The 12,643-nt window shown below is 70.1% G+C and carries 13 protein-coding genes and 1 other RNA gene; 3 read left to right on the top strand and 11 right to left on the bottom strand.

Annotated features, from left to right (window positions below; translation table 11 throughout):
* Window positions 1-2 precede the first annotated feature (2 nt).
* The 11 genes from RT323_RS03730 to RT323_RS03680 form a co-directional block, all read right to left on the bottom strand.
* Window positions 3-1,199, bottom strand: coding sequence for a fibronectin type III domain-containing protein (locus tag RT323_RS03730; RefSeq protein ID WP_313405118.1), 1,197 nt, complete (start codon window positions 1,197-1,199; stop codon window positions 3-5).
* Between the two features lie 141 nt (window positions 1,200-1,340).
* Window positions 1,341-1,712: a transfer-messenger RNA gene (ssrA, locus tag RT323_RS03725) on the bottom strand.
* 86 nt (window positions 1,713-1,798) lie between these two features.
* On the bottom strand, window positions 1,799-2,665 hold the full coding sequence (locus RT323_RS03720; RefSeq protein ID WP_313405117.1) for an amidohydrolase family protein: 867 nt from the start codon (window positions 2,663-2,665) through the stop codon (window positions 1,799-1,801).
* The gene (smpB, locus tag RT323_RS03715) at window positions 2,662-3,135 is read right to left on the bottom strand and encodes an SsrA-binding protein SmpB (protein WP_313405116.1); all 474 of its coding nucleotides are present in this window, start codon (window positions 3,133-3,135) and stop codon (window positions 2,662-2,664) included. The genes RT323_RS03720 and smpB overlap by 4 nt, the downstream gene beginning before the upstream one ends.
* Window positions 3,136-3,166: 31 nt before the next feature.
* A complete protein-coding gene (locus RT323_RS03710; protein WP_313405115.1) occupies window positions 3,167-4,483 on the bottom strand; it encodes a peptidoglycan DD-metalloendopeptidase family protein in 1,317 nt (438 codons plus the stop codon).
* Window positions 4,484-4,596: 113 nt separating this feature from the next.
* The gene (gene ftsX, locus RT323_RS03705) at window positions 4,597-5,511 is read right to left on the bottom strand and encodes a permease-like cell division protein FtsX (RefSeq protein ID WP_313405114.1); all 915 of its coding nucleotides are present in this window, start codon (window positions 5,509-5,511) and stop codon (window positions 4,597-4,599) included.
* Between the two features lie 5 nt (window positions 5,512-5,516).
* Window positions 5,517-6,206 (bottom strand): cell division ATP-binding protein FtsE, encoded by a 690-nt coding sequence (gene ftsE, locus RT323_RS03700; protein WP_313405113.1) that lies wholly within the window; start codon window positions 6,204-6,206, stop codon window positions 5,517-5,519.
* A gap of 36 nt (window positions 6,207-6,242) precedes the next feature.
* Window positions 6,243-6,515, bottom strand: coding sequence for a type II toxin-antitoxin system RelE/ParE family toxin (locus RT323_RS03695; RefSeq protein WP_313405111.1), 273 nt, complete (start codon window positions 6,513-6,515; stop codon window positions 6,243-6,245).
* A complete protein-coding gene (locus tag RT323_RS03690; RefSeq protein ID WP_313405110.1) occupies window positions 6,512-6,793 on the bottom strand; it encodes a type II toxin-antitoxin system Phd/YefM family antitoxin in 282 nt (93 codons plus the stop codon). The genes RT323_RS03695 and RT323_RS03690 overlap by 4 nt, the downstream gene beginning before the upstream one ends.
* Window positions 6,794-6,817: 24 nt before the next feature.
* Entirely contained in the window at window positions 6,818-7,951 is a 1,134-nt protein-coding gene (locus RT323_RS03685; protein ID WP_313405109.1) for a Dyp-type peroxidase, read from the bottom strand.
* A gap of 39 nt (window positions 7,952-7,990) precedes the next feature.
* Window positions 7,991-8,500 carry a copper chaperone PCu(A)C gene (locus tag RT323_RS03680; protein WP_313405107.1) on the bottom strand — a complete coding sequence of 170 codons (510 nt, stop codon included), beginning with the start codon at window positions 8,498-8,500 and terminating at the stop codon, window positions 7,991-7,993.
* Window positions 8,501-8,654: 154 nt separating this feature from the next.
* Between RT323_RS03680 and cofG the strand changes: the two genes are divergently transcribed.
* The 3 genes from cofG to RT323_RS03665 all read left to right on the top strand — a co-directional run.
* Entirely contained in the window at window positions 8,655-10,895 is a 2,241-nt protein-coding gene (gene cofG / locus RT323_RS03675; RefSeq protein ID WP_313405106.1) for a 7,8-didemethyl-8-hydroxy-5-deazariboflavin synthase CofG, read from the top strand.
* Entirely contained in the window at window positions 10,892-12,316 is a 1,425-nt protein-coding gene (locus RT323_RS03670) for an NAD(P)/FAD-dependent oxidoreductase (RefSeq protein WP_313405105.1), read from the top strand. Before cofG ends, RT323_RS03670 begins: the two co-directional genes overlap by 4 nt.
* Window positions 12,309-12,643: NTP transferase domain-containing protein (locus tag RT323_RS03665; RefSeq protein WP_313405104.1), on the top strand; the 335-nt coding region annotated here is incomplete at its 3' end. The genes RT323_RS03670 and RT323_RS03665, both read left to right, overlap by 8 nt.

Genomic DNA, 12,643 nt, shown 5'->3' with positions numbered 1-12,643 from the left:
CCTCAGGACAACCGCAGCCGCACCAGGATCGGGCAGTGGTCCGAGCCGATCGGGCCGACGTACCTTCCGCTGCGGACGGGGTTGATGTTCGCCCACGACAACACGCCGATCCCGTCGCCGCGGCGGACCCACACCTTGTCGATGTGGTCGCCGTGCGTGTAGCTGCGGACCGGGACACGCGAGCCCTGCGTGGCGCTGTTGAAGTTCGGCCGCGTCAAGGTCCGGGCCTGGTCGTAGGCGTCCAGGTAGCCGGCTGAGCCCATTACCCGGGCCGGGGTGTCACCGGCGTGCCCGCGGGACTTGTTGGAGTTGAAGTCGCCGAGGTAGACGACGCGGGACCGGTTCGTGTTCGCCGCGTCGACCTGCGCCATCAGGGAGCGGGTCTCCGCCCGGCGTCGCGCGTTCGCCGCCCGGCCCTTCTGGTCCGAGATGTGCGCCGAGACGAAGATCGTGTGCTTCCCCGTGGTTCGGTCCCGCAGCTCGGCCCACGTCGCGAGCCGGCCGTTCGGGAGCCTGATCGTCGCGGCGCGCGGTGTCGTCACCTCGACCGGCTCGCCGTACGGGTCGAGCTCGTGGACGCTGTCGACGACCTGCGCGAAGCGGGACGTGCGGAACACCAGGCTGGACGACAGGTAGTACCCGAAGTCCGGGACGACCGTGAAGGTCGGGCCGAGGTCCTGCGCGATCGTCTTCCACCCCGAGGACTCCTGCAACGCCACGACGTCCGCCCCTGAGCGGCGGATCGTGGTGGTGACGACGCCACGCCGGACGCTCCACGGACTCATGCGCAGGTCCGAGCGCGTGTCGCACACCTTCGAGCACACGTTGTACGTCAGCGCGGAGACGGTCGTGCCCCGCTTCGGCACGGAGATCGCCGCGGCCGGCTTGCACGTGCGGGCACTGGTCGCGAGGTGCTTGCCCTTCGCGCTGTACGCACGGACCTTGAAGCAGTACTCGACGCCGCGGCGCAGGCCGCGGACGGTCGCCCGGGTCGCCCGCGTCCTGAGCGACCGCTTCCCCTTCGTGAAGGCGTAGTTCGAAGCGCGCTGCACCTCGTAGGTCTTCGCACGCCTGTACTTCGGCCACGTGAGCGTCACCGAGCTCGAGGTGACACCGACGGCCTGCACCATCCCCACCCGCGGCGCAGCCTGCGCAGGGGTGGACAGGAGTCCGCCGAGCGCCACGGAGAGAGCGAGCATGATGGGGAGGAAGTGGCGCGTGATCACAGTGGTACAACGCTAGAACGTCACGAGATGCTTCGAGGCGTTTCCGTGTGCTTGGTCACGCCGGACATACGAAGAGCCGCTCCGACGTGTCGGAGCGGCTCTCGTCCATGAGGGCTGTGGAGCTGCCGGGAATCGAACCCGGGTCCTATGACGCTGAACCACGACTTCTCCGGGTGCAGTTCGTCTCACGCTTTTCTCGGCCCCGGTGCTCGGACGAACGCGTCACCGACAGGCTCAGTAGCGAAAAAGTCCCGGTCTGACCCCGCTACGTGGTCAGACCAGCAAGTCCTCTAGATGAGATGGACGATCCGGGACGAGGACGCTCCCGGGTCCACCCTTCGCGGGATCGCTGTCAGGCAGCGAGGGCGAAGTCAGTGCGCTTGGAATCGGCACTTATGGGTTTGCAACGAACGTTTGAGAGATGACGTTGCCTTCTCTACCCGCTTCTCGTGGATCGAACGACCACAGTCGAAACCGATCAGCCCCTCTGGAATTGTCAACCGCCGGCGAACCGGCTTCATCAGGATACAACGCTGTGGCGACGAATTGATTCCCGAGACGAAAGCAGTTCCTCAGGCAGCGAGCAACGCGACGCCGTTGTGCCACAGCACCGCCCGCATCCAGTCGTCCCCGAGCCCCAGTCGGTCGAGGACCTCGACCTGGTGCGCGTACGGGTACGGGATGTTCGGGAAGTCGCTGCCGAAGACGATCTGGTCCTGCAGCCGCAACAGCCTCTTCGGGTCGACGGGCGGCGGACTGTCGAAGAAGTCCACGAAGGTCATGGTGGTGTCGAGTCGCAGGTCGGGGTACTGCTCGGCGAGCTCGCAGAACGCGTCGACCTCGGGCATGCCCAGGTGCGCGATCACGAGCGGCAGCCGCGGGAAGCGGGCCAGCACGTTCGCGACTCCCTGCGGTCCCGTGTGCGGACCGGGCATCGGGCCCGACCCGGCGTGCAGGACGACGGGCACCTGCGCCTCCTCGATCGCGGCCCAGACCGGATCGAGCAACGGGTCGTCGGCCGCGAACTCCCCCACCTGCAGGTGCGCCTTGAACACGCGCACACCGTCGGCGATCACGGCGGGGACGTACTCGGCCGCCTCGGGCTCGGGGAAGAACGTGGCCGACCGCACCGAGTCCGGGACCCGCTCGGCGAACCCCGCGAGCCAGTCGTTCATGAACCCCGCGACCCCCGGTTTGTGGGCGTAGGACAGGGCGGTGAATCGCCTCACGCCCAGGGCCCGCAACGTCTCGACCCGCTCCTCGTCACTGGTGCGGTAGTGGATCGGCCACGGCCGGCCCAGCTTCGGTCCGGCGGCATCGAAGTACGCCCACACCTTCGCCAGCACCTGCGGCGCCATGAAGTGGACGTGCACGTCCACGATCCCGGGCACGCCGAGGCGATCGAGGTACGCGGACAGGTCCGCGTCCTGCCAGGTCATATGCCCTTCAGGCGACGGCCGACCTCGCGCTCGGCGTCACGGCTGGCCTGGCGCTCGGCGATCGCGTGGCGCTTGTCGTAGGCCTTCTTGCCGCGCGCCAGCGCGATCTCGACCTTCGCACGGCCGTCCTTGAAGTACAGGCTCAGCGGCACGATCGTCAGGCCCTTGGACTGCGTGCGGTACTCGATCTTCTCGATCTCGTGCCGGTTCAGCAGCATCTTGCGGCGCCGGCGCGTCTCGTGGTTGGTCCACGTGCCGTTGTCGTACTGCGGGATGTGGACCTGCAGGAGCCAGGCCTCGCCGCGGTCGATCTCGCCGAAGCCGTCGACGAGCGAGGCACGACCCTGACGCAACGACTTCACCTCGGTGCCGGTCAGGACGAGACCGGCCTCGAAGGTGTCCTCGATGTGATAGTCGTGCCGCGCCTTCTTGTTCTGCGCGATCATCTTGCGACCGGTCTCCTTGGCCATTCGACCATTCTGACAGGTGGCGGCGATTCGGTCAGAGCCAGTTCATCGGCTGAGTCGTGGAACCGTTCACCAGCACCATGAAGTGCAGATGACAGCCCGTCGAATAGCCCGTGGAACCGACGTACCCGATGACCTGTCCGCGCGAGACCCTTGCGCCCGTGCTGACGGCGTACCGCGACAGGTGGTTGTAGGTCGTGATGACGCTGACGCCGCGCTTGACACCGTTGTTGAGGATCACCCGGTTGCCGTAGCCGCCGTTGTAGTACTGCGAGATGACCGTGCCGGCAGCGGCGGCTCGGATCGGAACGCCGCAGCCGACGCCGAAGTCCGTGCCGTCGTGCAGCTTGTAGACACCGGTGATCGGGTGACGGCGCATGCCGTACGGGGAGGTGATCGGGCCGGGGACGGGACGGCTCAGCGTGCCGCCGGAGTCGCCGGTCGTACCGCCGCCGCCGTTGTCCTTGTCGCCACCGCCACCGCCCTTCTTCTTCAGCCGCCGCTGGCGCTCGCGCTCAGCTGCCTCGAGCTCCTTGCGGACGATCTCGGCCACCTGACGCTCGAGCCGAGCACGGTCGGCCTCCAGGTCGCGCTGCAGCGCGAGGTCGGCCTGCAGGGTCACGTCGGCGTTGCGCTTCGCGCCGGCTCGCGCCGTGACCAGCTCGGCCACGGAGGCGGCCTGCTGCTCGGCCTGCGCCGTCAGCGACTGCATCTGGACGACCACGGCCTCGGCCTCGGCCTTCTGGGCGGCGACCTGGTCGCGCAGCTCCTCGACCTCGTCGCGCTCGATGCCGAGCATGACCTCGGAGGCCGCGAGCTCCTGCATGATCGCGATCTGGGCGTCGCCGATCGACGTGCTGGCGCTCATCGACTCGGAGAACTCGGCGGGGTCGGCCCCGCGCAGCAGGTCGCCGAAGGCCTTGAGGCCCGAGTCCCCGGCCATGACGGACTCGACCGCGAACGACTCGACCGCACCCCGCGATGACCTGAGCTCGCGCTCGGCCTTCTTCAGGCGAGCCTCGGCTGCCGCGAGCTGGGCCTGCGCCTTCTCGAGCGCGGCGCGCAGTCGCGCGTCCTCGGCCTCGGCGACGGCGAGCCGGCCGCGCGTGCGGCCGAGCTCGGACTGGGCGGCGGACAGCTTCGACTCGGCACGCGCGAGCGCGGCCTTCGCGTCGCGGGCGGCCTTCGTGGACTCCTGGACCTCGTCCTTCGCGGCGTCGAGCTTCTTCTCGGTCTCGCGCTGCTGGCGTTGGAGGTCGTCCTTCTCGTCACCGAACGTGGGCGTGCTGAAACCTGCCACCAGCATGGCGCTGAGAGCGAGGGCGAGGATCGGCTTGCGCAGTCTCGTCATGGGCCTCGAATCCGGGGAAGTGTCCGTCAGGACAGGATCGTGCGTTCTGACGGTGTGACTCTACGCCTCAGGTTGAGGGTTTGTCGCCAGCCTCGCGCCCGCGTGTCACGGCGTCAGACGTCGAGGTACTTGCGCGTCATGACGAAGGTGGGCACGAGCGCCAGCAGCAGGGCCAGCACCGTGGTCATGCCCATCACGAGGAAGGCGTCCTCCCAGCGGACCCAGGTCGTGATGCGGCCCAGCGTGTCGCGCAGGTAGCCGTAGACGACGAAGTGCATGAACGCCGCCATGCCGCCGGCGGCCAGGGCCGCCGAGACGATCGCCGCGACGAGCGACTCCAGCACGAACGGCGCCTGGATGTGCCAGCTGGAGGCACCGACGAGGCGCATGATGCCGATCTCGCGACGGCGCGCGAACGCGGTCATCCGGATCGTGTTGGAGACCTGCAGGATGGCCGCGATGATCAGCAGGCCGGCAGTCGCGAGGGCCGCCCACTGCATCTTGTCGAGCATCTCGAACAGCGGTCCGAGCAGGTCGCGCAGCGAGTTCACGTTGCCGACGCCGTCCATGCCCGAGACCTCGCTGACGACGCCGTCGAACTGCTGCGGGTCCTTCAACGTGACGAAGTACGACTCGGGGAACGAGTCGACGCCGAGCGTCTCGAGCTGCTTGCGGCCGGTGTCGGTCTGGCCGAGCAGCTCGCGCGCCTGCGCGTAGTTCTCCTCGGGGCTGCGGATCGAGACCGCCTTGACCTCGGGGTTGTCCTCGAGCGCTGTCTGGACGGCGGCCTTCTGCTCGTCGGTGGCGGCGCCGCCGACGCACGTGGCGGCGGGCGAGTTCTTGGTGCACAGGTTGACCTGCAGCTGCAGCCGGTCGCCGAAGTACTGCTCGGTCCGTTCGGCCTGGGCCTGGATCAGCAGGCCCAGCGACGCGAGCAGCAGCGACACGCTCATCGTGACGATCAACGAGATCGTCATGGAGGTGTTGCGGGTCAGGCTGGCGCGCAGTTCGGTGAGGATCGCTCGCATGGGTCTCAGTTCTGGTAGCCGTAGATGCCGCGGGCCTCGTCGCGCACCACGCGACCCTCGTCGAGCTCGATGACGCGCTTGCGCATCTGGTCGACGATCGAGGAGTCGTGGGTGGCCATGAGGACCGTGGTGTCCTCGCGGTTGATGCGGTCGAGCAGCTTCATGATGCCGACGCTGGTGCTGGGGTCGAGGTTGCCGGTGGGCTCGTCGGCGATGAGGATCATCGGCCGGTTCACGTACGCGCGGGCGATGGCGACGCGCTGCTGCTCACCGCCGGAGAGCTCGTCGGGACGGCGGTGTCCCTTGCCGTCGAGGCCGACCAGGTCGAGGGTCTCGGGGACCAGCTTCTTGATCTCGTCGCGCGGCTTGCCGATCACCTCGAGCGCATAGGCGACGTTCTCGAACACCGTCTTGTTCGGCAGCAGGCGGAAGTCCTGGAAGACCGTGCCGAGCTGGCGGCGCAGCTTGGGCACCTTCCAGCTGGAGAGCTTGTTGATCTCCTTGCCCGCGACGAACACGTGGCCCGACGTGGGGCGCGTCTCGCGCAGGATCAGGCGCAGGAACGTGGACTTGCCGGATCCGGACGCGCCGACCAGGAAGACGAACTCGCCCTTGGTGATCTCGAGGTCGAGCCGGTCGAGGGCAGCACGCTTCTGGCCCGGATAGGTCTTGGTGACCTTGTCGAATCGAATCACCCGATCGAGTGTAGGTGTGTCGCCTGAGGATTCGGTTCACCGGCGGTAGACATCGCGTCGGTGCTTGACCGAGACCACCTCGATGACGAGAACGCCATCGAGAATGCGGTAGAGGATCCGGTAGTCGCCCCGGCGCGCGGAGTACAGCTCGTCCAACGGTGCGCGCAGTCGTCTGCCCACTCGATGAGGCTTCTCGCGCAACGGTCCAGTGATGAACTCCATAACCGCAGCCACGATCGATTCGGGAAGCTCACCGGCCAGCGCGCGTCTGGCAGGCGCAGCGAACTCCACCGAGTAGCCATCGGTCACGCGTTCAGGCGTCCGGCCGCGACGAGTTCCGCCTGGACCTCCTCGAGCGACGACCGCCGGCCGGCGTCCCCAGCCAAGGCTTCACGGATGGCAGCCACCTCGTCTGGGTGGCTGAGGATGTCCAGCGTCTCGAGCAGGGAGTCGTAATCATCAGCGCTCATGACCACGACCGCACGATCGCCGTTGCGGGTGACATCGAATCGTTCGTGCGTCGTCACTGCGGACTCCACGATCTTCGACAGGTTCGCGCGAGCGTCAGCGAGAGAGAGGGTGGTCATGTACAGAATTCTAGCGTTGCTTCGTCACGTGAACAACGCCTCACCGACGTGCTCACCGGGACGGACTCCGCGGGGGATCGCGAAGACCGCCGAGCCGATCGGAGTGGTCCACGCGTTGAGGGCATCCATCTCGGCCAGCCGCGCCTGGATCGGCACGAACTGGTGCTCCAGGTCGGCCTGGAAGGCCGAGAAGACCAGCCCCGTCCCGGACGCGTCGTCGTAGTTGTACCCGCGCCGGAAGATGCGCTGGGTGTCGTCGTCCGTCCGGGCCCGGCGGGCGTGAGCGGCCGGACCGACCACCGTGAAACCGCGCTCGTCCACGGCGTCGAGGTCGACGTCGTCCGCCTCGGTCCCGCCCGTCGTGGGCGCTCCGTCCGCCAATCGGCGCCCGATCGAGAACTCGCGGCCGGTGCGACCGACCTCGTCCCACGTGTCGAGGTTCATGGCGATCCGACGGACGACCATCGTCGTGCCCCCGTCGAGCCACGCCTCGTCGTCGTCGCGCCACACGACCCGCTCGAATCCGCTCGATCCCGGCGCCTCGTTGGCGCTGCCGTCGACCTGGCCGAACAGGTTGCGCATCGCCGTGCCCGGACGGTGGGTGCCTGCCGCGTGGCGGAAGCCGTCCTGACGCCAGCGGACCGTCGCGAAGGCCCGAGAGTCGCGCACCAACAGCCTCAGCGCGTGCGCGACCGTCGTCGGATCGTCGGCGGCCACCTGGAGCAGGAGGTCTCCCCCGTTCCAGCGCTCCTGGAGGCGATCGATCCGGCGGAAGGCCGGGAGCGGACCCAGCCATGCCGGCACGTTCCCGCGACCGCGGACGGCGGCCACGAGTCCCGCTCCGAAGCCGAAGGTCACGGTCAGCCGGGCCGGCACGGCCGCCAGCTCGGGCTCGAGGTCGGCCAGCGGCGCGCGACCGCTCGCCAGTCGCTCGGCGTCGTCGGTGAGCAGCCGCAGCAGGCGACGCACCGCCTCGGCGTCGACACCGGCCCGCAGGTCGAGGGCGACGAGCGTCTGGTGCGCCTGCGGCTCCATCTCGATGCCCGCCTGGTGACGCCCGTGGAAGTCGACCGTGAGGTCACCGGTGGGATCGACCTCGGTCGGCGCACCGGTCGAGACGGCCCCGAGTGCGGCGCCTCCCACGGCTGCGGCACCCACCGCCGCAGCTCCTCCGAAGAGAGCACGACGCTTCACGACTCAATGCCCCTCGTGGTCCTCGAGGTCCTCGTGGTCCTCGTGACCCTTGCCGCCCTCATAGTCCTCGTCGCCGCCGGCGAAGTCCTTGGCGGTCGCCGTGACGTCGAAGGTCGATCCATCGTCGAACTCGAGGGTGAAGGTGATTTCCTGTCCGGGCTCGATCGGATCGGCGAGGTCCATCAGCATCACGTGGTCGCCACCGGGCTCGAGCATGAGCGAATCCATGGAGGGGATCGTGAAGCTGTCGACCGGGCGCATCATGTCGTCCTTGGTCTCGTGCAACTCGGCACTGTCGGTGAGGTCGGTCGTGACGCCGACGACCGTGGCGTCCTTCTCAGCGCTGTTGCTGAGCACCATGAAGGCGGCACTCATGTCCGCGTCGGTGGCCTTGACCCAGGCGTCCGCGACGGCGATGCCGGCGGCCTGGGTGCCCTCATCGGGTCCGCCATCACCACACGCGGACAGGGTCAGGAGGGCGGCGAACAGCAGGGGAACGAGTCGACTGAACACGCCCGCAGGCTACGCCAGAGGGATTCACCAAGGCCTGGGGGCGTGCCGGTCGCAGGACGGGCGCGGCCCCGGTGACGGGGACGTTCCCGGGGCCGTCACCGGCTCGCACCGCGCACGGCGTCGACGCGTCAGGAGTCCGGACTAGGGTGGCGACATGCGGCCCGACCTGCGCGACGCCTCGATGCTGCTCGCTCGCGGTCGCGACCTCGACGACCTGGTGGCCGAGGCCGGACGGATCCGCGACGAGGGCCTCGCCCGGGCCGGGCGACCGGGAGTCATCACGTGGTCGCGCAAGGTCTTCGTCCCCGTCACCACCCTGTGCCGCGACCGCTGCCACTACTGCGTGTTCGTCGACACTCCCGGCAAGCTCGAGCGCAAGGGCATCGCGCCCTACCTCTCCGAGGAGCAGGTGCTGGCGACGGCGCGCCAAGGTGCCGCCCTCGGCTGCAAGGAGGCGCTGCTGACCCTCGGCGACCGGCCCGAGGACCGCTGGGACGTCGCCCGCACGTGGCTCGACGAGCACGGCTTCGCCTCGACCCTCGACTACGTCGGGCACCTGGCCCGTCGCATCACCGAGGAGACGGGGCTGCTGGCCCACCTCAACCCCGGCGTGATGACCGCGGCCGAGCTGGAGCGCCTGCGCCCCACGGCGCCGTCGATGGGCATGATGCTCGAGACCACCAGCCGACGACTGTTCACCGAGCCCGGCGAGGCGCACTTCGGCTCCCCCGACAAGGACCCGGCGCTGCGACTGCAGGTGCTCGAGGACGCCGGCCGGCTGCGGATCCCCTTCACGACCGGGCTGCTGGTCGGGATCGGCGAGACGGTCGAGGAGCGCTTCGACACGATCCTCGCGCTGCGCGGCCTGGCCGACCGGCACGGCCACGTGCAGGAGGTCATCGTCCAGAACTTCCGCGCCAAGCCCGCCACGGCGATGCAGGGCTCCGACGACGCCGAGGCCGACGCCTTCATCGCCGCCGTCGCCACGGCTCGCATCGTGCTCGGCCCGGATGCGCGGATCCAGGCTCCGCCGAACCTCTCCGACCCCGGCGAGCTGGCGCGCCTCGTCGCCGCGGGCATCGACGACTGGGGCGGCGTCAGCCCGCTGACCGCCGATCACGTGAACCCCGAGCGGCCGTGGCCCCAGGTCGATCAGCTGACCGAGGCCACCCGCGCCGCAGGGTTCGAGCTGCGCGAGCGCCTCACGGCCCACCCGCACTACGTCCGTGACCGCGACGAGTGGATCGACCCGGTCCTGCACGACGCCGTCCTCGCCCTCGCCGACTCCGAGGGCCTGGCGCGTGGCCTCGACGCGCCCGTTCGTTCGTCGCGGAGCCACTCGACCACCGAGGGACCTCACCCGGCCGTCCTCACCGAAGGTCGAGCAGCCGGGGAACGAGCCGAGCATCGAGCCCACCTGCTCACCCGGGCCGAGCGCGACCCGGCCGACCTGTCCGACCACGAGTACGTCGAGCTGCTGACGGTGACGGGCCGCGACCTCGACCGCCTCGCCGGCCTGGCCGACGAGCTGCGACGCTCGGTCGTCGGGTCCACCGTCTCGCTGGTCCGGAACCGCAACCTCGGCTCCGACCGCGTCACCGACCCCGAGTTCGTCGCCGCGGTCGCCACGGACGCCGTCGCCCTGGGCGCGACCGAGCTGTGCATCCAGGGCACCGCACCGCAGGACACACCGCCCGACGTCTACGAGCAGATGGTCCGCGCGGCCCGCGCGGCCGCCCCCGACCTGCACCTGCACGCGTTCCGGCCGGCCGACGTCGTCGACGGTGCCCGACGGACCGGCCGCACGGTCGCCGAGCAGTACGCGGCCCTGCAGGCTGCCGGCGTCGACACCGTCCCGGGCACGGGGGTCAAGGTCTTCGACGAGGCATACCGCGCCGAGCGGTTCCCCGAGGACCTGCCGGTCGATCTGTGGGAGTCCTCGATCCGGGCCGCACACGCCCTCGGGCTGCGCTCCACGTCGGTGCTCTTCTACGGTCACGGCGAGTCGCCCGCACAGATCGTGCGTCACCTGCGCAAGCTCGCGCAGATCCAGGCCGACACGGGCGGCTTCAACGAGCTCGTCCCGATGGCCTTCCCCGGCGGTGAGCACACCGACGACCAGCACCGCGCCGTGCACGCCGTCGCCCGACTGGTCCTGCACGGCCGCATCAACCACGTCCAGGCCGCCTGGACCCGCCTGGGCGCCGAGGGCACGGTCCTCGTCCTGCGCTCGGGGGCCGACGACCTCGGCGGGACCCTCCACGACGGCCGGGTGCTGCCCGAGGCCGGGGTCGAGTTCGGGCACGAGATGACCGTCCCCGCCGCCGAGGCGATCGCGAAGACCCTCGGGCGCCAACTGCGGCTGCGGACGACCACGTACGGGGTCGCGTCGTGACGGCCGTGCGCGTCGCGGTGGTCGGCGCCGGATTCGCGGGCATCGCGATGGCTCGCCGCCTCGCGGCGTCCGGCGAGTCCTTCGTCGTGCTGGAGCGGCGACCCGGCATCGGCGGCACGTGGCACGACAACCGCTACCCCGGCGTCGCTTGCGACGTCCCGGCGCACCTCTACGGCTACTCCGACATCGCCCACCCGGGCTTCAGCCGCGTGTTCGCACCCGGCGCGGAGATCCTCGAGTACCTGCGGGACGCCGCCGCCTCCGTCGCCGACCGCATCATGCTCTCGACCGAGCTCGAGGACGCGACGTGGGACGGCAGGCGCTGGCGACTCGCCACCTCGCGCGGGTCCGTCGAGGCCGAGGTGCTCGTCATGGCGGCGGGGCGGCTGACCGAGCCGCGCCTGCCGCGCGTCCCCGGCGAGTTCGACGGACCCGTGATGCACACGGCCCGCTGGGACCACGACGTCGACCTCGACGACGCCCGCGTGGCCGTCGTCGGCACGGGCGCGTCCGGGATCCAGGTCGTGCCCGAGATCGCCCGCCGGGCCGCGTCGGTCGTCGTCCTGCAGCGCAGCGCGCCGTTCATCATGCCCAAGGGCGACCGGGCGTACGCGGAAGCCGAGATCGCCCTGTTCGAGCGCCAGCCCGAGCGACTCGACGACCTGCGCGACACGCTGATGCGCGAGACCGAGGAGGTGTTCGACCAGCGCGCGGGTGCCGGTCGCACCGATGCCCGGGCGCGCGCCCTGGCCCACCTCGCCGAGCGGGTGCCCGACCCCCTGCTGCGGGCGGCCCTGACCCCCGACCACGAGTTCGGCTGCAAGCGCGTGCTCTTCAGCGACGAGTACTACGACACCCTGCGTCTCCCCCACGTCCGCCTCGTCCCCAGCGCGCTCAGTGCGTACGAGCCCGGTGCCGTCGTGGCCGCCGACGGCTCACGCCACGAGGTCGACGTCGTCGTCGCCGCGACGGGCTTCCACACCACGCGCCAGCCGTTCGCGTCGCTCATCGCCGGGCGCGACGGGCTCGCCCTCGACCAGTACTGGTCGCAGGGCATGCGCGCCTTCGCCTCCACCGTCGTCCACGGCTTCCCGAACATGTTCGTGCTCGACGGACCGAACGCCACGCTGGCGCACAACTCGGCCGTCTTGATGATCGAGGCACAGGCGGACTACGTGGCCTCCGCCCTGCCGTGGACGGCGAACGGGCCACTCGAGGTCTCGGCCGACGCGGAGCAGGCCTACGTCGACGAGATCCAGTCCCGCAGCGGCGTGTGGACCTCGGGCTGCCACAACTGGTACGTCGACGAGGACTCGGGCCGGCAGGTGCTGCTGTGGCCCGGCAAGGCGCAGGAGTTCCGCGACCGCTTCGGCCACTTCGACCCCGCCCCCTTCGGTCTCGCGGAGTCCGCCGGTGCGTGACCGGTCCTGGACCGTCGTCATCCCGGTCAAGCCCGCCGAGGTGGGCAAGTCGCGGCTGGACATGCCCGGCACCGACCGTTCACTGCTGGCCCGGGCGATCGCCCTCGACACGATCGAGGCGGCAGCCGAGGTGGCCCGCGTCATCGTGGTGACCGCCGACCCGCTCATCGAGGTGGCGGGCGTTCAGGTCGTCGTCGAGCCCGCCCCGCGCGGCATCGCGGCCGCCGTGACGGACGGACTCGCCGCGGCTCCCCACGGACGGCGGGCCGTGCTGCTCGGCGACCTGCCGGCGTTGCGTCCTGCGGACCTCGCCGAGGCCCTCGAGCT

The organism is Aeromicrobium sp. (genome assembly GCF_032084975.1).
Lineage (GTDB): Bacteria > Actinomycetota > Actinomycetes > Propionibacteriales > Nocardioidaceae > Aeromicrobium.
This window is presented reverse-complemented; position numbering and strand designations above follow the sequence as displayed.

Bases quoted from the DNA above. Each gene is read 5' to 3' on its own strand.
- RT323_RS03730 (WP_313405118.1), bottom strand. From the start codon at position 1,199: ATGCTCGCTCTCTCCGTGGCGCTCGGCGGACTCCTGTCCACCCCTGCG.
- RT323_RS03720 (WP_313405117.1), bottom strand. From the start codon at position 2,665: ATGACCTGGCAGGACGCGGACCTGTCCGCGTACCTCGATCGCCTCGGC.
- smpB (WP_313405116.1), bottom strand. From the start codon at position 3,135: ATGGCCAAGGAGACCGGTCGCAAGATGATCGCGCAGAACAAGAAGGCG.
- RT323_RS03710 (WP_313405115.1), bottom strand. From the start codon at position 4,483: ATGACGAGACTGCGCAAGCCGATCCTCGCCCTCGCTCTCAGCGCCATG.
- ftsX (WP_313405114.1), bottom strand. From the start codon at position 5,511: ATGCGAGCGATCCTCACCGAACTGCGCGCCAGCCTGACCCGCAACACC.
- RT323_RS03690 (WP_313405110.1), bottom strand. From the start codon at position 6,793: ATGACCACCCTCTCTCTCGCTGACGCTCGCGCGAACCTGTCGAAGATC.
- cofG (WP_313405106.1), top strand. From the start codon at position 8,655: ATGCGGCCCGACCTGCGCGACGCCTCGATGCTGCTCGCTCGCGGTCGC.